This window comes from Nocardioides guangzhouensis (assembly GCF_004519545.1).
GTDB lineage: Bacteria > Actinomycetota > Actinomycetes > Propionibacteriales > Nocardioidaceae > Nocardioides > Nocardioides guangzhouensis.
This window is the reverse complement of sequence record NZ_SDKM01000029.1, coordinates 35,082-56,523: the sequence shown is the minus strand read 5'-3', so window position 1 is coordinate 56,523 and position 21,442 is coordinate 35,082. Positions and strand designations below refer to the sequence as shown.

Here is a 21,442-nt window from a genome sequence, read left to right as displayed (position 1 = left end):
GCCGCGACTGCGCATTGACCGGGCCGGGAACGGGAGGAGGAGCCATGACCCCGCTGCAGCGCATCGCGATGGGACTCGTGGTCGTCGTCCTGGACACCGTCGGCGGCTACGACCTGCTGCCCGACCCCCTCGGCTGGCTGCTGGTGCTCTGGGGCGTGGCCGCGCTGCCCGGCACCGAGCGTGGCGCACCCCGCGCGGCCGCCGTGGTCGCCGGCCTGGTGTCGGTCGCGGGCTACCCGCCGGCGGTGCACGACCGGGTGGCAGACGCCGAGCCGGCGCTGCGCTGGGCGCTCGACCTGCCCGACCTGGTGTTCGTCCTCGTACTGGCCCGGGGGCTGCATCGTCTGGCCCGCCCCACGGACCCGCGCACCGCCGGCCGGATGCGGGGCATCGCGACCGCGAGCGCGGCGCTCGCCGTCGCCCCGGTGCTCCTGTTCGCCGGCGGGGCCGACGAGCTCCTGCCCTGGGCGACCCTCGCCGTCCAGCTCCTGTGGCTCTGGCTGGTCTGGAACCTCTTCGCGGCCCACGCCCAGAACTGGGTCAGCCCCGGCGCCGACCCCTCCGTCCGGCCCGGGAGCGGCCCAGAGACGCGCTGAGCCCCCGGCGCCGGGCGGCGGCCGGGGGCTCGTGACGCGTCAGAGGGTCACTCCTCGAGGTCCTCGCCGGTGATCAGCAGCGCGTCCGGGTTGTACTGCTGCATCCGCGCGTGGATCGGGGTGCTGCTCTGCTGGTAGAAGGCGTACTTCGGGTTGGAGTAGAAGTTGCTGTTCCAGATCATGTCGAACAGATTCTGGTAGGGCCGCCAGGCCTTGGTCATCGGGATCCGCTGCCAGACCTCGTCCCCGCCGATCGTCTTCTGGGAGAAGTTCTCCGAGCCGGTGTACATCACGCGGGCGCTGCGGTCGCCGCCGACGACGCCGTTGATCCCGACGTACTTCATGTGGGTGTACATGTCGGTGAGGCCGTTGTCGTCACGGTCGAAGATCGTGCGCCGGGTGGGGACCCCGCCGTTCTTGAAGGTCCTGTGGATGCGCGGGGCGATCAGGCCGTAGAGCACCCGCACCCGGCAGCCGGCCTTCTTCATCTTCACGATGTACTGGGCGATGTAGAGGCCACGGTCCCCCTCCATCGCGTGGATGTTGATGGCGACCGCCGTGTGGCCGGCGTATCCGGTGCCCCCGGTCGGCCTCATGCCGCACCGGACCTCCTGGAGCGCCTTGAGCACCCGGTCGGTGGCCTTGGTGTGGCCCGGCTGGGGCCAGAACATCGTCTTCAGCACGCCGTTGCGGTAGTTGCGCTCGATCGGCGCCGGCGCCCGGCGGTCGCGCGCCGACTCCTTGAAGATGGTCGTGAACTGGTCGTAGAGACCGACCCGGCCCTTCCAGACGAACAGGTCGTTCCACTGGACGTTGGCCGCCTTGCCGGTCATGTTCGAGCTGCCGAAGACGACGACCTTGTTCGCCTTGCCGGTCCTGCTGAAGAGGTACATCTTCGTGTGCAGCGGACCGACGCTGCCGCGGCAGCCCCGCTGGCAGCGACGCGCCCACGACCGCCTGGTGCGGTCGTGGCCGAGCGCGTTCTGCAGCCGGCCGAAGGCGGGGACGTCCCGGTTGGACAGGTGGTCGTTCATGAGCACCTGGACGCTGACGCAGCGCCGGTGGGCCCGGATCAGGGCGTCGGCGACGCGGTTGTCGCTGAAGGAGTAAAGCGCGATCCGGATCCGGTTCGGCCAGTTGCGCTCGTGCCCGGGGCACCGGCTCGGCCGAGCCACGCGGTAGCCCTTGGTGGACTGGATCATCCGGTAGATGCGCTCGATGTTGCGGCGCGCGGCCGTCGAGCCCCCACGGGCCGGGTTGTTGAACGACGGGCCCCAGGCCGGCGTGGTGTTGGCCGGCGAGGTGCGCGGATGGTTCCGCCACTCGGCGGTCGGCACCAGGTCCGCCGTCCGGGCGGGAGCTGACAGCGGTGCGACGCCGGAGGACGTGCGGGGCGCGGCCACGGACGCGACGGTCGGGGCGGCGACCGCCGCCATGACCGGCACGAGGAGGGAGAATGTGGCAACAGCCACGGCCTTGCGGAACATGAGAGTCAACCCCCGAAAAGGACTGTGGATTCCCGACATGGTAAGTCGCGCTGCTTCCAAAGACGCAACACTGACCACTTTGGTTGCACGGAAATCCCGCCGGCTCGAAACCGGCGGGACTTCCGCGCGTGGGACGTGGAGGCTGGGTCAGCCGGCCACGACGTTGAGGGCCACGGTGGCCGAGACGTCGTCGTGCAGCTTGACCGACACCTCGTGGGCGCCGAGCGACTTGATCGGGTGGTCGACCACGATCGTGCGCTTGTCGACCTGCGCACCCGAGGTCGCGGCGATGGCGCCGGCGATCTCGGACACGGTGACGGCGCCGAACAGGCGACCGCCCTCACCGGCACGGACCGAGACGTTGACCGGCGCGCCCTCGAGCTTCGCCTTCAGGTCGGCGGCCTGGTCGTGGTCGCGCACCGCGCGCGAGGCGCGGGCGGCCTTGATCGACTCGATGGTCTTCTCGCCACCGCGGGTCCAGCGGATGCCGAGGCCACGCGGGACGAGGTAGTTGCGGCCGTAGCCGTCCTTGACCTCGACCACGTCGCCGGCAGCACCGAGACCGGTGACCTCCTGGGTCAGGATGAGCTTCATGGTTCCCGACTCCTCTCAGCGACCGGTGGACGTGTAGGGCAGCAGGGCGACCTCGCGGGCGTTCTTGACCGCGATGGCGACGTCACGCTGGTGCTGGACGCAGTTGCCGGTCACCCGACGGGCGCGGATCTTGCCGCGGTCCGAGATGAACTTGCGGAGCAGGGTGGCGTCCTTGTAGTCGACGCCGGTCGCCTTCTCCTTGCAGAACTGGCAAACCTTCTTCTTCGGCTTGCGAATCACTGCCTTGGCCATTGTGGTGCTTCCTTTCGTGAAGCCCGGCGTACGCCGGAATGGTGGGCTGGTTTCGGACGGGTGTTTCTCAGAACGGGGGCTCTTCGGAGCTGACGCCCGGAGCGCCCCACGGGTCGTTCGCCGGAGCGGACTGGCCGCCGCCCTGCTGGCCACCGGAGTAGCCGCCGGACTGCTGGCCACCCTGCTGCGCCGGGGTCGCCCACGGGTCGTTGTCGCCGCCGCCCTGGCCGCCGCCGGAGAACCCGCCGCCCCCGCCGGAGCGGGTGGTGCGGGTGACCTTGGCGGTGGCGTACTTCAGGGAGGGGCCGACCTCGTCGACGTCGATCTCGAAGACCGTGCGCTTCTCGCCCTCACGGGTTTCGTACTGGCGGGACTTCAGACGGCCCTGCACCACGACACGCATGCCGCGCTGGAGGGACTCGGCGACGTTCTCCGCGGCCTGGCGCCAGACCGAGCAGGTGAGGAACAGCGCGTCGCCGTCCTTCCACTCGTTGGTCTGCCGGTCGAAGGTCCGCGGCGTCGACGCGAGCCGGAAGTTGGCCACGGCCGCACCCGACGGGGTGAAGCGCAGCTCCGGGTCGTCGACGAGGTTGCCGACCACCGTGATGACGGTCTCGCCTGCCATAAGGGTCTCCCTGGATGGACGTTGTTGTGGTGCGACACATGGTGTCCGGCGCCACCGACATTCGGAAGGACCCGCTCACAGGCGCGTCCACCGGGTGCCGGCGTACGGCGTCGGTCACGCCTGGGCGCGCAGGACCTTCGTGCGAAGGACGGACTCGTTGAGCGTGAGCTGGCGGTCGAACTCCTTGACCGTGTCCGGCTCGGCGTTCAGCGAGATGACGGCGTAGATGCCTTCGGCGTTCTTCTTGACCTCGTAGGCGAGGCGGCGACGTCCCCAGACGTCGACGTTCTCGACGGAGCCACCATCCTTGCGGATGACGTTGAGGTACTTGTCGAGCGAGGGCTCGATCGTGCGCTCTTCGAGGTTGGGGTCGAGGATGACCATCACTTCATAGGCACGCATAGCGGTCTCCACCTCCTCTGGACTCGGCGGCCACGGTCTCTCCGTGGCAGGAGGGCTGTGCGTCGTGCTCGCCGGCCGGGACGTCCGTCGGGGACGCGGGCGCGAACGAGACAGTGCAGGCTATCAGCGCGTCGGGGACCCCAGGAAATCGCCGGGGTTGAGCGGGTTCGCAGTGGGTAGGGTGCCTGCCGTCATGACTGGAACGGGGAACCCGCCGCTCGCCGGACGCTACGTGCTGATCGACCAGATCGGCTCCGGAGGCATGGGGTCGGTGTGGCGCGCCTGGGACCTCCGCACGCAGACCTTCGTCGCCACCAAGGTGCTCGGCCAGCACGACTCCGGCATGCTGCTGCGCTTCGTCCGCGAGCAGTCGGTCCGCATCCAGCACCCGCACGTCGTGGCCCCCAGCGGCTGGGCGGCCGAGGACGACCTCGTGGTCTTCACGATGGACCTGGTCCGGGGTGGTTCCGTCCAGACCCTGCTCGGCGACCACGGAGCGCTCCCCGAGAGCTACGTCGCCGTGGTGCTCGACCAGACCCTCCAGGCGCTCGAGGCCGTGCACGACGCCGGCGTCGTCCACCGTGACGTCAAGCCCGCCAACCTGCTCCTCGAGCCGACCGGCACCCGCCGCCCGCACGTCCGGCTCGGCGACTTCGGGGTCGCCGCCCTGATCGACGAGGTCCGGCTCACCCGGTTCCCGGGAGCGATCGGCACCGACGGCTACATGGCCCCGGAGCAGGCGCACGGTGCCGCACCCGAGCCGCGCCAGGACCTCTACGCGCTCGGCGTGGTCGGCGTGCAGATGCTCACCGGGCTCGGCCCGCGCCGCCAGGACGGCGTCCCCGAGGGGCGGCTGAGGCCCCTGCTCGAGGCGCTCACCCAGGCCGACTCCGAGAAGCGCCCCGCGTCGGCGTCGGCCGCGCTCCAGGTGCTGCGTGGCATCGGCGTCCCGGCGGGCGCGCCCTGGCAGCAGGACCCCGAGCCGCCCGAGGTGTTCGACCAGCTCACCGACGTGCCGCCGCTGACGTTCCCGCCCGGCTCGCACGCGCCGTACCCCGGTCCGGGCAGCTACCCGTCCGTCCCCGGCCAGCCGATGGCCCCGGCCCTGGGTCCGGGGACGGGGTCGGGCCCGACGGCCCCTCCCGGCAGCAACCCGCCCGGCAGCCAGCCGTCCGGGGGATCGGGTCCGTCCGGCGGTCCGCCGCCGGTGCACCTGTCGCCGTGGGGGGCGCCGGCCCGGCACGCACCGCAGTCCGGCCCCCCGTCGTACCCGCACTCCGGCCCTCCGTCGTACCCGCACTCCGGGCCGCCCTCGGGCCCCGGGCCGTCCGGTACGCCGTCGGGGCCGGCGTCGCCTCCCCCGTCGCACCCGCAGTCCGGGGCGTCGGGGGCTGCCGCAACCGCGTTCCTCAGCCCCGGCGCCCACCAGGGCCAGTCGACGGCACCCGCGAAGGGCATGCTGTGGGTGGCGATCCTGTGCTTCGCGGTCGCGGTCGGCCTCGCCGGCGCCGCGCTCTGGCTGATCCTCGGCTGACCCGCGGGACTCGCGGCCTCACAGGCCCCTGCGGTAGCGCCCCAGCGAGAAGGCACCCGCCGCGGCCATCACGGCCGAGCCGCCGAACAGGGCGGTCACCGCGCCCCACGGGGTCGGCTCCGACTCCGGGCCCGACGCCTCCTCGGTGCCACCGCCCCCGTCCCCCGAGTACTCCTTCCCCTCGCCGGCCGAGGTCTTGCCGCTGATGTCCGGCAGCGCCGGGGCGTCCTCGGCGTACGGCGCGTCGGCGGCCCTGTCGGTCACCACGTTGACGCCGACGGTCACGTCGGCGCCCTTGGCGGGAGCGTCCTTGGTGCCCATGCGGAGCAGGACGTAGTAGGTGCCGGCGAAGGCCGCAGGGTTCGCCGTCGGCTTCTCGCGGTTGCGCCAGGTGATGGTCGGCGAGACCACGCCGCCGTCCATCGAGGGGTACTTCAGGTTCGCGTCGGGGAAGGTCGGGCCGTCCCCCTCGGTCCTGGCCCAGTCGGCCTCGCCGCCGAGCGGGGTGAGCAGGACCGGCTCGACCGGGACGTACTCCTTCCACTCCGCGCCGGTGTACTTCAGCTGCAGCTCCAGGTGCTGGCCCCAGTCCAGCGGGACCGCGAACAGGGCGGGCACACCCGGGTCGACGTGGACGCTCCAGCGGCCCTGGGTGAGCTCCGGCGCGTCGGCGTACGACGTGCCGAGCTCGGCGTCGCCCTTGGCTGGCTGGACCGCGCCGTCCCACGTGGTGGTGGTGCTCGGCGGCGGCAGCAGGCTGGCGTCCTCGACCGGCGGCTCCTCCCACACCGCGAGCTGCGCCTTCTCGCCCGCGGGGTAGGAGCCGTCGCTGCTCTCGTAGGCGCGGTACTCGAAGGTGACCGCGTCCTCCTTCAGGCACGGGCCGCGGCCGATCCCGGTGATGCCGGTCATGAACCGGTGACCCACGTAGTCGTCGCCCTCGAACGTGTCGGACTCCTCGCCGCAGCGGTTCTTCGAATCCGCCCCGCTCGGGTCGAAGTAGCCGTAGCCGTTGTGGTTCGTGCTGCTGACCAGGGTCTCGGCGACCCAAAGCGTGGAGCGGGGGACGGTGCGCTCGACGGTGAGGTAGAAGTCGGTGCCGGCGCCCGGCATCGGGAAGGTGTAGCGGCCGGGGCCGACGGTCGGGGCGGCCTCCTCGGACGTGCCGAACGTGACCTCCTCGTCGGCCGCGGCCTGGACGGCCAGGGCGGGCGTCATCAGCGGGGTCAGCAGGCAGGCGGTGGCCAGGGTCGCGGCGGCAGGCAGCGCCGCCCGGCGGTGGCTGGTCATGGCGTCACCCTTTCCCGCGCGCGCCGACCGAAACCCCGGGACGCCGCCCGGTCGCTACGCTGGCGCGCGACGGGTGACGACCTGCGGCAGGGGGATGCGATGGACGGCCGGACCGACGGTGGCGACCCCGCCCTGGCCGAACGGCGTCGCCAGCAGGTCGAGCTGTACGGCGAGTCCGTCGACGCGCTCGCCCGCCGCTGCGAGGGGCTGCTCGGCCTCGGGCCGACCCAGCTCGCCGACGTCACCGGGCTGTCGGTGCCGATGCTCCGGCAGCTGGTCACCGGGGAGCGGGTGCGGATCGGCAACCCGATCGCGATCGCCCGGCTCGGCCTGTTGCGGGAGCTCACCGACCAGCTGCTCAGCGGCGAGGCGAGCCGCGACGACATCCCCCTCGCGGTCGCCCAGATCCGGGCCTCGGCGACACCGGCGCGTCCGAGCAGCGACACCGCGGTCGCCCACGCGGTCGCCGCGGCTCCCCCGGTCACCCGGCGGGTACCGGTGCTGCCCGAGGCCGGGGAGGACACCGTCACGACGTCCTCGGTGGGGTACGCCCGCAGCGTCGTGGCGCGGCACGTGCCGCCCACGCCGGCGTACCGCTGGCCGCTGCTGGAGCGCGCCACCGGCACCGAGACCTGGGTCAAGCACGAGAACCACACCCCGACCGGCGCCTTCAAGGTGCGCGGTGGGCTGAACTTCGTCGAGCGGCTGCGGGTCAGCGGCGTCAGCCCTGCCGGGCTGGTGTCCGCGACCCGCGGCAACCACGGCCAGAGCATCGCGTACGCCGGGGCGCGCGGCGGGCTGCCGGTCACGATCGTGGTCCCCGAGGGCAACAGCCCCGACAAGAACGCGGCGATGGAGGGCTTCGGCGCCGAGCTCGTCGTGCACGGGAGCGACTTCCAGGCGGCGACCGAGCACGCCGCGGACCTCGCGGCCGAGCGCGGTCTGCTGCAGGTGCCGTCGTTCCATCCGTGGCTGGTGGAGGGGGTCGCGACGTACGCCATGGAGCTGCACGACCGCGTCCGCGACCTCGACGTGGTCTACGTGCCGGTCGGCATGGGGTCGGGCATCTGCGCCAACATCGTCGTGCGCGACTTCCTCGGGCTGCGCACCGAGGTGGTGGGCGTGACCGCGGTCGGGGCCCCGGCGTACGCGCGGTCGTTCGAGCGCGGCGAGGTGGTCACCACCGAGTCCGTCGACACCCTCGTCGACGGCGTCGCCACCCGGACCCCCGACCCGCTCGCGGTCGCGATGATCCGCCGCGGCGCCTCCCGCATCGTCGAGGTCTCCGACGAGCAGTCCCTCGAGGCCCTCGCCCTGCTCTACCGCACCACCCACAACCTCCCCGAGCCCGCCGGCGCCATCGCGCTCGCCGGGCTCCTCGCCGACCGCGACCGGGTCGCCGGCACGAAGGTCGCCGTCGTGATGACCGGCGGCAACTGCGACTTCCCCCTCCTCCGGCAAGCCCTCCACGACATCTGAGCCGAAGCGCCCCCGGCCCCGCCGGCAGGCCACGCGCGGCCGAGCTGCCGCGAACGGCGCCCCCACCGGCCAGGTCTTGCGCGTGACCGCGCGGAGCGCGAGCGGTCCTCCCGGCCGGAGCGACGCCGGAGGAGGCCCGTGAGGAGCATGGATGGGTCTGGCCTCCGTGAGCGAGGAACGAGCGAACGGGTGGGTGCGACGAGCGGGCCTCCGGAGGCGGCGCGGAGGCTGCCTGACCGGTCGCGCGGAGCGCGGCCCCGGCGCAAGACCTGGCTGCTCGACCCACAAGACCAGGCGGTCCGGCGCCAAGGACGTGGCCTGTCCGCGGTGTCGGCGGGCGCTCCTAGGATGAGGAGCATGAGCATCCGCATCGGCGCGCACGTCGACCAGACCGACCCGATCGCCGAGGCCCGCGCCCGCGGGACGGACCTGGTGCAGTTCTTCCTGGGCAACCCCCAGAGCTACAAGGGGCCGGTCTTCTCCTACGAGGGCGGCCCGGAGAAGCTCCGGGAGGACGCGGAGGCGGCCGGGGTGACGCTCTACGTCCACGCGCCGTACCTCATCAACGTGGCGACCACGAACAACCGCCAGCGGATTCCGAGCCGCAAGCTGCTCCAGCAGCACATGGACGCGGCCGCGTCGATCGGCGCGCAAGGGCTGATCGTGCACGGCGGGCACGTGACGGACGAGGACGACCCGGCCAAGGGCTTCGACAACTGGCGCAAGGCGATCGAGGCGACCGACCTCAAGATCCCGCTGCTGATCGAGAACACCGCCGGCGGCACCAACGCGATGACCCGCTACCTCGACCGGATCGCCGGGGTGTGGGACGCGATCTCCGGGTGCGAGCAGGCAGACCTGGTCGGCCTCTGCCTCGACACCTGCCACGCGCACGCCGGCGGCAACCCGCTGGAGACGATCGTCGAGGACGTCCGCAAGATCACCGGCCGGATCGACCTGGTGCACGCCAACGACAGCCGTGACGACTTCGACTCCGGTGCCGACCGGCACGCGAACTTCGGGGCCGGCCGGATCGACCCCGACCTGCTCGCGGCCGTGGTCCGTGACGCAGGCGCGCCGGTCGTCTGCGAGACGCCGGGCGGCGCCGAGGAGCACACCGCCGACTTCGCCTGGCTGCGCGAGCGGGTCTAGCGACCGATCGCCACCACGAGGTCGACGTACTCCGCGCCCTCGTCGTCCGCCGACGGGAGCGTGCGCTCGAGTCGGAGGATGCCCCCGCCACCGCGCATCGCGCGGAACATCAGGCGCCGGGTGGCGTCCACCCCCGAGGTACCGGCCCGGGGCTGGTCCGTCAGAAGGTCGGTGCCGTACGGCGCCATGGCGACCCGCCAGCCGTGGCGCTCGGAGCGCTGGCGCAGCAGGACCTCGAAGGTGTCTCCCCGTTCGACCCGGACCAGGCTGCCCGTGCGGGGGTGGCTGACGGTGTGGTGCATGACGATCCTCTCGACGGTGGGCGGGGACGTCGCTGGCGACGTGGAACCCGTCCACCCACGAGGAGCGCGCCCACCCTGCGGCTGATACGTCGGCCCTTCGGTAGCCTCGTCGCGTGTCCCCTTCCTCCCTCACCGTCCGCACGATCACGCCCGAGCAGCACCTGGAGTTCGTGCGCACCCGGCGGTCGGCGAGCTTCCTGCAGACCCCGGCCTGGGGACGGGTGAAGTCGGAGTGGCGCAGCGAGTCGATCGGCTGGCACGACGGCGCCGGTGACCTGGTCGGCGTGGGACTGGTGCTCTACCGCCAGCTGCCGAAGGTGCGCCGCTACCTCGCCTACCTGCCCGAGGGCCCGGTCATCGACTGGGACGACGCCGACCTCGCCGCCTGGCTGCGGCCGATGGTCGCGCACCTCAAGGGCAAGGGCGCCTTCGGCGTCCGCATGGGACCGCCGGTGGTCACCCGGCGGTGGACCGCGGCCCAGGTGAAGGAGGGCATCGCGAGCGACGAGGTGCAGCGGCTCGGGCAGGTGGCCCCGGAGGAGCGCAGCGTCGCCGGTGCCCGCGTGGTCTCCACGCTGCACGAGCTGGGCTGGAAGCCGCAGGCGGTCGAGGGCGGCTTCGCGGCCGGCCAGCCGCAGTACAACTTCGTGATCCCGCTCCGCCACGACGACGGCAGCGCCCGCACCGAGGACGAGGTGCTCAAGGGGATGAACCAGCTGTGGCGGCGCAACATCAAGAAGGCCGACAAGGCCGGTGTCGAGGTCACCAAGGGCTCGGCCGACGACCTCAAGCTCTTCCACGACCTCTACGTCCACACCGCCGAGCGGGACGGCTTCACGCCACGGCCGCTGGGCTACTTCCGCACCATGGTCGAGGCGCTGTCCGCGGAGGAGCCGGACCGGATCACGCTCTGGCTGGCCCGGCACGAGGGTGACCTGGTGGCGTCCACGATCGCGATCCGCGTCGGCGGCCACGCGTGGTACTCCTACGGCGCGTCATCCACGGACAAGCGGGAGGTCCGCGGCTCCAACGCAGTCCAGTGGGCGATGGTCCGCGACGCGCTCGCGGCCGGTGCCGACGTCTACGACCTGCGCGGCATCACCGACACCCTGGACGCCGACGACAGTCACGTCGGGCTGATCCAGTTCAAGGTCGGCACTGGCGGCGAGGCCGTCGAGTACGCCGGCGAGTGGGACCTCCCGATCAACCGCGCGATCTACACCGCGTTCGACCTCTACATGAGCCGCCGATGAGCCTCACCCTGTACGTCGACGGCGACCGCTTCCGGACGCACCTGCGCACGACCCTGGCCCGCCACCCCGACCTGGTCCCGGTGGCCAAGGGCAACGGCTACGGCCTCGGCAACTCGCGCCTGGCCCAGATCGCGGCCTGGCTCGGGGTCGACACCCTCGCCGTCGGCACGTACGCCGAGCTGGCCCAGGTCGCCGACCACTTCCCCGGCTCGATGCTCGTGCTGACGCCCTGGCGCCCCTTCGACAACGAGGTGCCCGGCGGGATCGCCCCGCGGGTGGTGCACACGGTCGGCCGGATCGAGGACCTGACCGCCCTGCTCGCGTGGGAGCCGGACGCCCGGATCGTGCTCGAGCGGGAGACCTCGATGCTGCGCCACGGCCTGTCCGCCGCCGGTCTGCGCGAGGCGGCCGAGATCATCGCCGGGCACGGCGACGTACGCCTCGAGGGCGTCGCCCTGCACCTGCCGATGGCCGGCAGCTCGCACCTCACCGAGGTCACCCGGCTCATGAACGACGTCGTCGCCTCGGGCCTGGACACGCACACGGTCTGGGTCAGCCACCTCACCGACACCGAGCTGGCGACGCTGGCGGGAAGCTGGCCGGACTACACGATCCGGCCCCGGGTGGGCACCGGCCTGTGGCTCGGCGACCGCGGCGCCCTGAAGGTCCGGGCGACGGTCCTCGACGTGCACCCGGTCGAGCGCGGCGACGTGTTCGGCTACCGCGGCCGGCACGCGCCGCGGCCGGGCACCATCCTCGTCGTGAGCGGCGGCACCGCCCACGGCATCGGCCTCGAGTCGCCGACGGGCGGCAGCAGCCTCAAGGAGCGGGCGGCGACGGTCGCCCGCGGCGGTCTCGACGCCGCCGGCTTCGTGCGCTCGCCGTACAGCATCGGCGGCAAGCAGCGCCTGTTCGCAGAGCCACCGCACATGCAGGCCAGCATGCTGTTCCTCCCGCACGGGGCGCCGGTCCCGGAGGTCGGCGACGAGGTCGACGTGCGGGTGCGCTACACCGCCACCGCGTTCGACCGCATCGACATCAGCTGAGAACGGTGACCCGGCACAAGATGTGCCGGGTCACCCCCGATCAGACCCGCCGAGCCGGCACAAGATGTGCCGGGTCGACGTCTGGATCCCGGTCGACCGGGTCGTGCAGCGGGCGCAGCACGTCGCGGGTCACCACCGCGACCAGCCAGAGCTCGCAGGCGACCCGGACGATGATCGCGAGCCAGTAGAAGCCGGGTCGGTCGCCGGCACCCGGCTGGAGGTGGCCGCCGAGGTACCACCAGACCATCGCGAAGTAGAGCACCTCGCCGGCCTGCCAGATCAGCAGGTCGCGCCAGCGCGGCCGGGCCAGCACCGCCAGCGGCAGCAGCCAGAGGACGTACTGCGGCGAGTAGACCTTGTTCACCAGCAGGAAGCCGGCGACGACGAGGAAGCCGAGCTGGGCCAGCCGCGGCGGGTCGGGGGCCATCATCCCGATCACGAACACCGCGACGCACCAGACGCCGAAGAAGAGCCAGGAGGTGGTGTTGATGGTCTCGTGGGAGATCGTGTGGCCGGCCTGCTGCGCGACCAGCCACACGCTGCCGAGGTCCGCGCCGCGGTCGGAGTTGAAGGACCAGAAGACCCTCCACTCGTCGCGGCCCGAGAGGTACGCCGGCGCGTTGGCCACGACCCAGGCACCGAGGGCCGAGACGCTCACCTTCAGCAGCGAGAGCAGGTCGCGGCGGCGCAGGCAGATCACCAGCACCCCGCCGAGGAGGAACAGGGGATAGAGCTTGGTCGCGGTGCCCAGCCCGATGAGCACACCGGTGAGCACCGGCCGGTCGCGGGACCATGCCCAGAGCGCGGCGGCGACCAGGACCACCGCGAGCAGGTCCCAGTTCACGATCCCGGTGAGCAGGAGCGCGGGTGAGAGCGCGAACAGGGCGGCGTCCCACGGACGGTTGCGGTGGGTACGCGCCAGGAACCACGCCGTCGCGATCGCGGCCGCTCCGAGCAGCACCGCGCTCACCGCGACGTACGTGCGCACCTCACGCAGGACCTGCTGGTCGGAGTAGAGGTCGCCGACCGGCACGGAGGCACGCGGGTCGACGTCGGGTGAGCCGGTGACCCAGTGGGTCAGCCAGGCGGCCCCCCAGGCGAAGTACGAGATCCCGACCGGGTACTCCATGACGTCGTACCGGGCGCGGGTCTCGGGGTCGTCGTCGTACGGCCAGCTCAGCTCGGCGAAACCCCGCCCGACGTAGAGGTAGGGCAGGTCGGAGTAGCACATCTGCGTGTAGCGGGCGTCCCCGTCGAGCCAGGTGTCCTGGTAGCAGGGCGCCTTCTGGAGCAGGCCGAGCGCGAAGCAGACGGCGGTGAGGGCGAGCACCACCCGCACCGGGGTCCACCAGCGGTGGGGTGCGGATCGCTCCCCGAGAGGGCCGCCGACCGCTTCGCTGAGCGCGGCCGCGACCGGGTCCTCGAGGGTGGGGTGGGCCCGGGCGGCGTACCCGCCGGGCTCACTCACGATAGGCGTACTGCTCGCGGGAGGCGGCTGCTCCGCCACCGCCGCCACCGCCGCCGTTGCCGTTGCCGTTGGTCGGGCTGTCGGTCGGCGACGGGTTCTGGCTGTCGCAGTTCGGGTCGAGGACACCACAGGTCGACGTCGGCGGGCCGGGCGTGTTGCTCGGCTTGTCGGTCGGCGGACCGGGCGTCTTCGTCGGCGACTCGGACGGCGTCTCGGTCGTCTTGGTCGGCTTCGGCTTCTTGGTCGGCTTCGGCGGCGGAGTGTACGGCAGGTGGCCCTCCTCGGGCGCGTCCCCGTCGACGTACGCCGGCGGCGGGAACTCCTCCACCGGCAGGCCGTCCATCAGCCGCTTCATCACCGCGGTCCACGTCATGGTCGGGTAGGTGGCGCCGTAGAACGGCTCGAGGTAGCCCTCGAGGCTCTCGTTGCCGCTGCCCTTGACGTACATCACCGCGGTCGACATCTGCGGGGTGTAGCCCACGAACCAGGACGAGGACACGTGGTCGTCGGCGTTGGTGGCGGTGCCGGTCTTGCCGGCGGCCGGTCGGCCGAGCGCCTGGGCGTTGGCGCCGGTGCCGTTCTGCACCACCTGCTGCATGGCGTAGGAAACGTCGGCGGCCTTGTCCTCGTCGAGGGCCCGGTCGTTGCTGACCTTGTGGCGGTAGCGGGTCTCGCCGCTCTCGTCGACGACCTTCTCGATCATGAAGACCGGCGCGGACTTCCCGCCGTTCGCGATGGTGGCGTAGGCGTTGGCCATGTTGACCGGGCTCACGGTCGCCGATCCGAGTGCGATGCCGGAGATCGGCTGCAGGCCGGGCGAGGTGCGCAGGTGGTCCATGCCGGTCCTGCTCTTGTCCCAGCGCGGGATGCCGAGCTTGTTGGCCATGTCGAGGATCTTGTCCGGGCCGTCCGGGATGGACTCGGTCAGGTCGGCGAACGCCGTGTTCACCGACTCCTCGGTGGCCTTGATCATGTTGATCTTGTCGCCGTAGTCGTTGCCGAGGCCGTCCGGGCCGGAGCCCTCGTTGCGGACCCGGTCGCCGTTCGGGTACTCGTACGGCGAGTTGCCCTCGAAGGTGTCCTTGAGGGAGTACCCGGCGTCGATGCCGGCCGCGAGGGCGAACGGCTTGAACGACGAGCCCGGCGAGCCACCCGCGGTCGCCCAGTTGAGCTGGGAGTCGAGGTAGTCCTGGCCGGCGTAGAACCCGCGCAGCGCCCCGGTGCCCGGCTGGACGCTGGCGACCGCGACGTGCAGGTCCTTCTTGCCCTTCGGCCGGGCCTCCTCGACGCCCTGCTTCGCGGCGTCCATGGCCTTGCGGCTGAAGGTGGTGTAGACGCGGAGGCCGCCGCCGTTGATCTCCTGCTCGGTGAAGTTCAGGCGCAGCAGCTCGCGCTTGATCATCTCCAGCATGAAACCCTTCTGGCCGGCGTACGCCGACTCGGCCTTCACCTTCGGGAACTTCGGAAGCTTCTCCCTGGCCTTGTCGACCTTGGCCGCGTCGGCGGTGCCCATGGACGCCATGCCGGACAGGACGTACTGGTAGCGCTCGAGGAGCGCCTCCTTGTTCTCCTTGCCGTTGGCCGGGTCGAACCGGGTCGGGTTGTTGATGACCGAGGCCAGGACCGCCGACTCGCGCAGGGTGAGGTCCTTGGCCGGCTTGTCGAAGTAGGCGTGGGCGGCCGCCTCGATCCCGTAGGCCCCGCGGCCGAAGTAAATGGTGTTGAGGTAGCCCTCGAGAATCTGCTGCTTGGACTGCTGGCGCTGCAGCTTCAGCGAGACGACGGCTTCCTTCATCTTGCGCTTGTAGGAGCGCTCCTGGGTCAGGTAGAGGATCTTGACGTACTGCTGGGTGATCGTGGACGCACCCTGCTGCGCGTTGCCCTTTGCGTTGCTGAACGCCGCGCGGACGATGCCCTTGGGGTCGAGGCCCCGGTCGGTCCAGAACGAGCGGTTCTCGGCCGCGACCACCGCGTCCTTCACGGACTGCGGCATCTCGTCGTAGCTGATCGAGTCGCGGTTCTGGGTGGCGTACCGGCCGAGCTGGGTCTTGCCGTCGGCGTAGTACACGAACGAGGTCTGGGTCTCGAAGTCCTCGTTCGGGTTGGGTACGTCGATCGCCTGGTAGAGCACGGTGAACCCGGCCACCGCGAGCAGCGCCATCACGAGGCCAGTGATCCCGAGCCACTTGGCGGTCTTCCGGAGCCGTGGGTGCTTGCCCTTCGGTGCCTTCCCGGCGCTGCCGGCGGGAGTGCGGCCGGCCTTGCTGGCGTTCGGCTGTCCGGCCTTGGTTCCGCCGTTCGTGGCGGAGCTGCGCGCGCCGTTGGCCTTGCGCTTTCCAGTCACGTGGGTCGTCTCCGGGGGGTCTGCGGCCGTGCTCGGGACACGGTTGGGGTCGGGATGTGCGTCTAGCAGAGTACGGGGGAGCCCCGAGAACCCGGGCATCCCCGAGCGGGACGCCGCGCCGTACCTGCGCCGTACCCACCCGCTCCCACGCGTGAACACCGCCCGATCGGCGGTCCGGAGTGAGACCGATGACACACGGTCGCGAACACGCGCGGCAATACCGTTTCTCTTCGGCTGCGATGTATCGGTACGATGTATTGGTGGCGAGGCGCGGAGAGACGATCGAGCTGGCGGTCCTGGGGCTGCTGCACGAGTCACCCATGCACGGGTATGAGCTGCGCAAGCGGCTCAACCTGATGCTGGGCTGGGGTCGGGTGCTCTCCTACGGGTCCCTCTACCCCGCGCTGAAGAAGATGCTCCGCGCCAGCTGGATCGAGGAGCGGACGGTCCCCGGCGCTGCCAGCACGCGGCGCCCGCGCATCGTCTACCAGCTCACCGAGACCGGCCAGGACGAGTTCGTCCGCCTCATGTCGGAGGTCGGGCCCACCGCCTGGGAGGACGACAACTTCGACATCCGGTTCGCGTTCTTCGGGCGCACGGACATGGAGATCCGGCTCCGGGTGCTGGAGGGACGGCGCTCCCGCCTGCAGGAGCGTCTCGAGCGGGTCCAGTCCCAGCTCTCGCTCACCCAGAAGGAGATGGATCGGTACGCCTCGGAGCTCCAGCGCCACGGCGTCGAGTCGGTGGAGCGTGAGGTGCGGTGGCTCTCCGACCTCATCAACGCCGAGCGGCAGCAGCAGCCCGTCGAGGCACCGGCGCAGGAGGCAACGGCGCCGGCCGCCCCGCAGTCCACCTCACCATCCGGCCAGCCTGACCAACCGGTCACCTGACCACAACCAACAGACCTCGAAGACCAGTCGAGTAGGGAAGAAGGAAATCCGAATGGGTTCGGTACGCGTAGCAATCGTGGGAGTCGGCAACTGCGCCACCTCCCTGATCCAGGGCGTGGAGTACTACAAGGACGCTGACCCGTCGGGCTCCGTCCCCGGTCTCATGCACGTCACCTTCGGCGAGTACCACGTCTCCGACGTCACGTTCGTCGCCGCGTTCGACGTCGACGACAAGAAGGTCGGCAAGGACCTCTCCGAGGCGATCAACGCCTCCGAGAACAACACCATCAAGATCTGCGACGTCCCTACGCTCGGCGTGGAGGTGCAGCGCGGTCCGACGCTGGACGGACTCGGCAAGTACTACCGGATGACCATCGAGGAGTCCGCCGCCGAGCCGGTCGACGTGGTCCAGGCGCTCAAGGACGCGGAGGCCGACGTCCTCGTGTCCTACCTCCCGGTGGGCTCCGAGGAGGCCGACAAGTTCTACGCCCAGTGCGCCATCGACGCGGGCGTCGGCTTCGTCAACGCGCTCCCCGTCTTCATCGCCTCCGACCCGGAGTGGGCGAAGAAGTTCGAGGACGCCGGTGTCCCGATCGTCGGCGACGACATCAAGTCCCAGGTCGGCGCGACCATCACGCACCGCGTGATGGCCAAGCTGTTCGAGGACCGTGGCGTGGTGCTCGACCGCACCTACCAGCTCAACGTCGGCGGCAACATGGACTTCAAGAACATGCTCGAGCGCGAGCGCCTGGAGTCCAAGAAGGTCTCCAAGACCCAGGCCGTCACCTCCAACCTCGAGGGCCCGCTGGCCGGCAAGGTCGAGGACAAGAACGTGCACATCGGCCCGTCCGACTACGTCCAGTGGCTCGACGACCGCAAGTGGGCCTACGTCCGCCTCGAGGGTCGTGCCTTCGGCGACGTCCCGCTGAACCTCGAGTACAAGCTCGAGGTGTGGGACTCCCCGAACAGCGCCGGCATCATCATCGACGCCGTCCGCGCCGCGAAGATCGCCCTCGACCGGGGCCTCGGTGGCCCGGTCAACCCGGCCTCGACCTACCTGATGAAGTCCCCGCCGGTGCAGCGCCCGGACGACATCGGTCGCGCCGAGCTCGAGAAGTTCATCGCCGGGGAGTGACCCCCGCCGCGGCACCCGTGCCGTGACCGAACCCGCGAACCGCCGGTCCCCTCAGGGGCCGGCGGTTCGTCGTTCGGTGGGCAGTTTTCCCTGCCCGCTCGCAGCGTCAGCGGACGCGGAGGCCGTCCAGGACCAGGTCGAGCACGGCGTCGAGCTGGTCGCCCAGCCCGGCGGAACCCCACTCGTCGGCGTGGGCGGGATGGTGGAAGAGCGCAGTGGCCTGCAGCACCGCCAGCCCGGCGACCGCCGGGTCGGCGACCGCGAACTCCCCGTCGTCCCGGCCGGCCTCGACGATCCGGGCCAGCTGCGCAGCGAGGTGGGCGACGTGCGCGTCCACCACCTCCCCGGCCTCGCTGGTGACCTGCCGGAACGTCGCGAACAGCTCGGGGTCCTCCCGGGCGATCCCCTGCTTGGTGGCCGCGAGCAGGCCTACCCAGGAACGGAGTCGCTCCGCGGCCGGACCGTCCCCGGCGACCACGTCCGCCAGGGGCGCGGACACCCGGTCCAGCCAGCGCTGCGTCACCGCGTCCCGGAGGGCGGCCTTGCTCGGGAAGTGTCGGTACACCGACCCGTGGCTGACCGCGAGGGCGCGGGCCACGTCGACCACCGTCGTCTTGGCGGGGCCGTAGCGGCGCAGCACCTCCTCGGCGGTGTCGAGGATGCTGTCGGCGGTCAGCGGCTCGGGCATGTCCGCAACCTACTTCTCGCTGTCGAGCATCGACATCTGCGCCGCGTCGTAGCGGGTCCCGGCGACGGAGCCGGCCGGCACCGCGGCCTCGATCGCGGCCAGGTCGTCCCGGGTCAGCTCCAGCCCGAGGGCACCGAGGGACTCGTCGAGCCGGGTGCGCGTGCGGGCGCCGACCAGCGGTACGACGTCCTCGCCCCGCGAGCCCACCCACGCGACGGCGACCTGGGCGACGGTGGCGCCCCGGGAGTCGGCGACCTCGCGGAGGGCCTCGACGAGCCGGAGGTTCGCGTCGAGGTTATCGCCACGGAAGCGGGGCAGGTGGGCCCGGAAGTCCTGCACGTCACGGTCGGCCGTCCAGTGGCCCGAGAGCAGGCCCCGCGACAGGACGCCGTACGCCGTGATGCCGACCCCGAGCTCCCGCGCGGCCGGCAGGATCTCCGCCTCGATCCCCCGGGAGATCAGGGAGTACTCGATCTGCAGGTCGGCCACCGGATGCACGGCGTGCGCCCGCCGCAGCGTGTCCGCACCCACCTCCGACAGTCCAAGGTGCCGCACCCAGCCGGCCTCGATCAGCTCGGCGATCGCTCCCACCGTCTCCTCGACGGGGACGGTCGGGTCCAGCCGCGCCGGTCGGTAGATGTCGATGTGGTCGGTCCCCAGACGCCGGAGGGAGTAGCTGACGAAGTTCTTGATCGCTGCCGGTCGGGTGTCCAGGCCACCCCAGGCGTTGTCGGGCCCCCGGAGGGCGCCGAACTTGACGCTGATCACGGCGTCCTCGCGCCGGCGCCCGAGCAGGGCATCCCGCAGGAGCATCTCGTTGTGGCCCATCCCGTAGAAGTCGCCGGTGTCCAGGAGCGTGACGCCGGCGTCCAGCGCCGCCCGGATGGTCGCCAGGCTCTCGGCCTCGTCGGCCGGGCCGTAGAGGTCGGACATCCCCATGAGGCCCAGGCCGATCCCGGAGACGGAGGGGCCGGTGGCGCCGAGACGGCGCGTGGTCAGGTCAGTCATCTGCGTGGTCATGCCACCAGCATGAACCGTGGACTGACAGATTTCAAACTTTGTCAGTCAGTTGAGGGCTGCCGCCACGACCACCTCGGCCGCCTCCCGTGCCCGGGTCGCGGCAGCGGGGTCCGCATCGAGGGCACCGGCGGCCAGGCCACCGTCCAGAAGCAGGGTCAGCGAGCGGGCCAGGCCGTCCGGGTCCCCGGACCCGGCCTCGGCGGCCAGGTCGCGCACCCACTGCAGGACCGCGTGCTTGTGCGCCACGGTCGCCTCGTGCACCGGGGTGCCGGGCACGGCCTCGGCGGCCGCGTTGATGAACGCGCAGCCGCGGTAGCCGTCCCGCCGGCAGGCCGTACCGAGGGCGTCGAAGAGGCCGACCAGCTGCGCGCGCGGCTCGGGGCCGGCTGCGGTCGCGGCGTCGTGGAGCTGGCCGCTCCAGATCCCGTCCACCCGCGCGAGGTAGGCGAGCACGAGGTCGTCCTTGGCCGGGAAGTGCTTGTAGAACGTCGCCTTGGCCACACCTGACTCGGCGATGATCGTGTCCACGCCGACGGCTCGGAGACCGCGCGCGTAGAACAGGCGGAACGCGGTGTCGAGGATGCGCTGACGCGCCGACGGTGGGGCCACGGGATTGATGGTAGACAAGTCTGTCTGCTAACGTCCATTCGAACGAACAGACAGGTCTGTCTACCTACTCACGAAGGATCGTCATGAACATCGCAGTCCTCGGCACCGGCATGGTCGGACGCGCCGTCGCCGCCCGCCTCCACGAGCTCGGCCACACCGTGGTGGTCGGCACCCGCGACCCGGGGGCCACGCTGGCCCGCACCGAGCCCGACCAGATGGGCAACCCGCCGTACGCGGTGTGGCAGGAGGCCCACCGGGGCATCGACCTGGCGACGTTCGCCGGGGCGGCGGAGGTCGCCGACCTCGTCGTCAACGCCTCGTCCGGCTCGGTGACCTTCGACGTGCTCCGCGCCGCCGGAGCCGAGAACCTCGCCGGCAAGGTCCTGCTCGACATCGCGAACCCCCTCGACTTCTCGGCCGGGTTCCCGCCCACCCTCTCGGTCAAGGACACCGACTCCCTGGCTGAGCAGGTGCAGCGGGCCTACCCCGAGGTCCGGGTGGTCAAGGCCTTGAACACGCTCAACGCGGACCTCATGGTCGAGCCGAAGTCGCTCGGCGCGAGCAGCACGGTCTTCGTCTCGGGTGAGGACCCGAGCGCGAAGGCCGAGGTGGTCGCCCTGCTCGAGAGCTTCGGGCACGACGACGTGATCGACCTCGGCGGCATCGAGACCGCCCGGGGCACCGAGATGCTGCTCCCGCTGTGGCTCCGCCTGATGGGCGCTCTCGGCACCCCGCACTTCAACATCAAGGTCGTGCGCTGACGCTCGGGGTCAGGCCTCGGCGTCGGCCTTGATGCCGCGGAGGGTACGTTGCATGCCCGCGCGGAGCTCGGCCTGGAAGCCCTCCTGGCCGCCGAGCACCCGCCGGACCAGCGTGTCCGAGATGGGCGAGGTGCCGTCCGGGGCCTCGCGCCTCTGCACGACCCGGGTCCCGGCCCCGGTCGCCTCCAGCGTGAACGACCAGATCGTGAAGTTGTCCTTGATCCGGAAAGCGAAGTCGCGGTGCGGCTCGAAGCGCACCACCTTCGACCGGGTCGGCCACACCAGCAGGCCCTTGCGGTTCACGTTGACCGCGCGGGTGCCGAGCTGCACCGGACCTCCGCCGCGTACGACGGTGCGCACGACCTGCGGGCTCCAGCGGGCCATCCGCGGCAGGTCGGTCACCAGGGACCAGACCCGCTCCGGGGTGGCGTCGACGTCGATGGACTCCTCGATCAGCGCTTCGACCTGGGACATGGGGCGGAGGCTACCGGTGGGTAATACCTCGCCGGAACGCC

22 protein-coding genes are annotated in these 21,442 nt (G+C 71.5%); 9 read left to right on the top strand and 13 right to left on the bottom strand.

Features of this window, described 5'->3' with window-relative positions:
• The first annotated feature begins 44 nt into the window (after positions 1 to 44).
• On the top strand, positions 45 to 596 hold the full coding sequence (locus tag EKO23_RS18095) for a hypothetical protein (protein WP_134719527.1): 552 nt from the start codon (positions 45 to 47) through the stop codon (positions 594 to 596).
• Between the two features lie 47 nt (positions 597 to 643).
• Here EKO23_RS18095 and EKO23_RS18090 read toward each other — a convergent pair whose 3' ends face one another.
• The 5 genes from EKO23_RS18090 to rpsF all read right to left on the bottom strand — a co-directional run bounded on the left by EKO23_RS18090 (position 644) and on the right by rpsF (position 3,956).
• On the bottom strand, positions 644 to 2,068 hold the full coding sequence (locus EKO23_RS18090) for a phospholipase D-like domain-containing protein (RefSeq protein WP_167880545.1): 1,425 nt from the start codon (positions 2,066 to 2,068) through the stop codon (positions 644 to 646).
• A gap of 162 nt (positions 2,069 to 2,230) precedes the next feature.
• Positions 2,231 to 2,677: a 50S ribosomal protein L9 gene (rplI, locus tag EKO23_RS18085; RefSeq protein ID WP_134719525.1), complete on the bottom strand. Its 447-nt coding sequence runs from the start codon at positions 2,675 to 2,677 to the stop codon at positions 2,231 to 2,233.
• Between the two features lie 15 nt (positions 2,678 to 2,692).
• Positions 2,693 to 2,929, bottom strand: a complete 237-nt coding sequence (rpsR, locus tag EKO23_RS18080) for a 30S ribosomal protein S18 (RefSeq protein WP_008355445.1) — start codon at positions 2,927 to 2,929, stop codon at positions 2,693 to 2,695.
• A gap of 67 nt (positions 2,930 to 2,996) precedes the next feature.
• Positions 2,997 to 3,554: a single-stranded DNA-binding protein gene (locus EKO23_RS18075; RefSeq protein ID WP_134719524.1), complete on the bottom strand. Its 558-nt coding sequence runs from the start codon at positions 3,552 to 3,554 to the stop codon at positions 2,997 to 2,999.
• 114 nt (positions 3,555 to 3,668) lie between these two features.
• Complete coding sequence (gene rpsF / locus EKO23_RS18070; protein ID WP_134719523.1) at positions 3,669 to 3,956, bottom strand: 30S ribosomal protein S6; 288 nt, start codon at positions 3,954 to 3,956, stop codon at positions 3,669 to 3,671.
• A gap of 193 nt (positions 3,957 to 4,149) precedes the next feature.
• On the opposite strand from rpsF, the gene EKO23_RS25910 reads away from it, so the two are divergent.
• Entirely contained in the window at positions 4,150 to 5,490 is a 1,341-nt protein-coding gene (locus EKO23_RS25910; protein WP_217702687.1) for a serine/threonine-protein kinase, read from the top strand.
• An 18-nt stretch (positions 5,491 to 5,508) separates the two neighbouring features.
• Here the strand turns inward: EKO23_RS25910 and EKO23_RS18060 are convergent, their stop codons facing one another.
• On the bottom strand, positions 5,509 to 6,780 hold the full coding sequence (locus tag EKO23_RS18060) for a hypothetical protein (RefSeq protein WP_134719522.1): 1,272 nt from the start codon (positions 6,778 to 6,780) through the stop codon (positions 5,509 to 5,511).
• A 99-nt stretch (positions 6,781 to 6,879) separates the two neighbouring features.
• On the opposite strand from EKO23_RS18060, the gene EKO23_RS18055 reads away from it, so the two are divergent.
• Positions 6,880 to 8,259 carry a threonine dehydratase gene (locus tag EKO23_RS18055; protein WP_246051168.1) on the top strand — a complete coding sequence of 460 codons (1,380 nt, stop codon included), beginning with the start codon at positions 6,880 to 6,882 and terminating at the stop codon, positions 8,257 to 8,259.
• A gap of 357 nt (positions 8,260 to 8,616) precedes the next feature.
• Positions 8,617 to 9,411: a deoxyribonuclease IV gene (locus EKO23_RS18050; RefSeq protein ID WP_134719521.1), complete on the top strand. Its 795-nt coding sequence runs from the start codon at positions 8,617 to 8,619 to the stop codon at positions 9,409 to 9,411.
• On the opposite strand, the gene EKO23_RS18045 is transcribed toward EKO23_RS18050, so the two are convergent.
• Positions 9,408 to 9,713 carry a hypothetical protein gene (locus EKO23_RS18045; protein ID WP_134719520.1) on the bottom strand — a complete coding sequence of 102 codons (306 nt, stop codon included), beginning with the start codon at positions 9,711 to 9,713 and terminating at the stop codon, positions 9,408 to 9,410. The genes EKO23_RS18050 and EKO23_RS18045 overlap by 4 nt on opposite strands.
• A 113-nt stretch (positions 9,714 to 9,826) precedes the next feature.
• Here EKO23_RS18045 and EKO23_RS18040 point away from each other — a divergent pair, with 113 nt between their 5' ends.
• Both EKO23_RS18040 and EKO23_RS18035 read left to right on the top strand, forming a co-directional pair.
• A complete protein-coding gene (locus tag EKO23_RS18040; protein ID WP_134719519.1) occupies positions 9,827 to 10,966 on the top strand; it encodes a lipid II:glycine glycyltransferase FemX in 1,140 nt (379 codons plus the stop codon).
• Positions 10,963 to 12,012 (top strand): alanine racemase, encoded by a 1,050-nt coding sequence (locus tag EKO23_RS18035; RefSeq protein WP_134719518.1) that lies wholly within the window; start codon positions 10,963 to 10,965, stop codon positions 12,010 to 12,012. The genes EKO23_RS18040 and EKO23_RS18035 overlap by 4 nt, the downstream gene beginning before the upstream one ends.
• 40 nt (positions 12,013 to 12,052) lie before the next feature.
• Here the strand turns inward: EKO23_RS18035 and EKO23_RS18030 are convergent, their stop codons facing one another.
• A complete protein-coding gene (locus EKO23_RS18030) occupies positions 12,053 to 13,480 on the bottom strand; it encodes a glycosyltransferase family 87 protein (protein WP_167880544.1) in 1,428 nt (475 codons plus the stop codon).
• Positions 13,473 to 15,824, bottom strand: a complete 2,352-nt coding sequence (locus EKO23_RS18025; protein ID WP_246051167.1) for a transglycosylase domain-containing protein — start codon at positions 15,822 to 15,824, stop codon at positions 13,473 to 13,475. Before EKO23_RS18025 ends, EKO23_RS18030 begins: the two co-directional genes overlap by 8 nt.
• Positions 15,825 to 16,084: 260 nt before the next feature.
• Between EKO23_RS18025 and EKO23_RS18020 the strand changes: the two genes are divergently transcribed.
• Positions 16,085 to 16,714: a PadR family transcriptional regulator gene (locus EKO23_RS18020; RefSeq protein WP_134719517.1), complete on the top strand. Its 630-nt coding sequence runs from the start codon at positions 16,085 to 16,087 to the stop codon at positions 16,712 to 16,714.
• A 52-nt stretch (positions 16,715 to 16,766) separates the two neighbouring features.
• On the top strand, positions 16,767 to 17,849 hold the full coding sequence (locus EKO23_RS18015; protein WP_134719516.1) for an inositol-3-phosphate synthase: 1,083 nt from the start codon (positions 16,767 to 16,769) through the stop codon (positions 17,847 to 17,849).
• Positions 17,850 to 17,955: 106 nt separating this feature from the next.
• On the opposite strand, the gene EKO23_RS18010 is transcribed toward EKO23_RS18015, so the two are convergent.
• The 3 genes from EKO23_RS18010 to EKO23_RS18000 are packed head-to-tail and all read right to left on the bottom strand — an operon-like array spanning position 17,956 to position 20,166.
• A complete protein-coding gene (locus EKO23_RS18010; RefSeq protein WP_134719515.1) occupies positions 17,956 to 18,537 on the bottom strand; it encodes a TetR/AcrR family transcriptional regulator in 582 nt (193 codons plus the stop codon).
• A gap of 9 nt (positions 18,538 to 18,546) precedes the next feature.
• Positions 18,547 to 19,557 (bottom strand): aldo/keto reductase, encoded by a 1,011-nt coding sequence (locus tag EKO23_RS18005; protein ID WP_134719514.1) that lies wholly within the window; start codon positions 19,555 to 19,557, stop codon positions 18,547 to 18,549.
• 45 nt (positions 19,558 to 19,602) lie between these two features.
• On the bottom strand, positions 19,603 to 20,166 hold the full coding sequence (locus tag EKO23_RS18000; RefSeq protein WP_217702686.1) for a TetR/AcrR family transcriptional regulator: 564 nt from the start codon (positions 20,164 to 20,166) through the stop codon (positions 19,603 to 19,605).
• An 83-nt stretch (positions 20,167 to 20,249) separates the two neighbouring features.
• On the opposite strand from EKO23_RS18000, the gene EKO23_RS17995 reads away from it, so the two are divergent.
• Entirely contained in the window at positions 20,250 to 20,927 is a 678-nt protein-coding gene (locus EKO23_RS17995; RefSeq protein WP_134719512.1) for an NADPH-dependent F420 reductase, read from the top strand.
• Positions 20,928 to 20,936: 9 nt separating this feature from the next.
• On the opposite strand, the gene EKO23_RS17990 is transcribed toward EKO23_RS17995, so the two are convergent.
• Positions 20,937 to 21,401 carry an SRPBCC family protein gene (locus EKO23_RS17990; protein WP_134719511.1) on the bottom strand — a complete coding sequence of 155 codons (465 nt, stop codon included), beginning with the start codon at positions 21,399 to 21,401 and terminating at the stop codon, positions 20,937 to 20,939.
• Positions 21,402 to 21,442 lie beyond the last annotated feature (41 nt).

Coding starts and splice junctions, on each gene's coding strand:
- EKO23_RS18095 (WP_134719527.1), top strand. CDS start 45: ATGACCCCGCTGCAGCGCATCGCGATGGGACTCGTGGTCGTCGTCCTG.
- rplI (WP_134719525.1), bottom strand. CDS start 2,677: ATGAAGCTCATCCTGACCCAGGAGGTCACCGGTCTCGGTGCTGCCGGC.
- rpsR (WP_008355445.1), bottom strand. CDS start 2,929: ATGGCCAAGGCAGTGATTCGCAAGCCGAAGAAGAAGGTTTGCCAGTTC.
- EKO23_RS18075 (WP_134719524.1), bottom strand. CDS start 3,554: ATGGCAGGCGAGACCGTCATCACGGTGGTCGGCAACCTCGTCGACGAC.
- rpsF (WP_134719523.1), bottom strand. CDS start 3,956: ATGCGTGCCTATGAAGTGATGGTCATCCTCGACCCCAACCTCGAAGAG.
- EKO23_RS25910 (WP_217702687.1), top strand. CDS start 4,150: ATGACTGGAACGGGGAACCCGCCGCTCGCCGGACGCTACGTGCTGATC.
- EKO23_RS18060 (WP_134719522.1), bottom strand. CDS start 6,780: ATGACCAGCCACCGCCGGGCGGCGCTGCCTGCCGCCGCGACCCTGGCC.
- EKO23_RS18055 (WP_246051168.1), top strand. CDS start 6,880: ATGGACGGCCGGACCGACGGTGGCGACCCCGCCCTGGCCGAACGGCGT.
- EKO23_RS18050 (WP_134719521.1), top strand. CDS start 8,617: ATGAGCATCCGCATCGGCGCGCACGTCGACCAGACCGACCCGATCGCC.
- EKO23_RS18045 (WP_134719520.1), bottom strand. CDS start 9,713: ATGCACCACACCGTCAGCCACCCCCGCACGGGCAGCCTGGTCCGGGTC.
- EKO23_RS18035 (WP_134719518.1), top strand. CDS start 10,963: ATGAGCCTCACCCTGTACGTCGACGGCGACCGCTTCCGGACGCACCTG.
- EKO23_RS18015 (WP_134719516.1), top strand. CDS start 16,767: ATGGGTTCGGTACGCGTAGCAATCGTGGGAGTCGGCAACTGCGCCACC.
- EKO23_RS18010 (WP_134719515.1), bottom strand. CDS start 18,537: ATGCCCGAGCCGCTGACCGCCGACAGCATCCTCGACACCGCCGAGGAG.
- EKO23_RS18005 (WP_134719514.1), bottom strand. CDS start 19,557: ATGACCACGCAGATGACTGACCTGACCACGCGCCGTCTCGGCGCCACC.
- EKO23_RS17995 (WP_134719512.1), top strand. CDS start 20,250: ATGAACATCGCAGTCCTCGGCACCGGCATGGTCGGACGCGCCGTCGCC.
- EKO23_RS17990 (WP_134719511.1), bottom strand. CDS start 21,401: ATGTCCCAGGTCGAAGCGCTGATCGAGGAGTCCATCGACGTCGACGCC.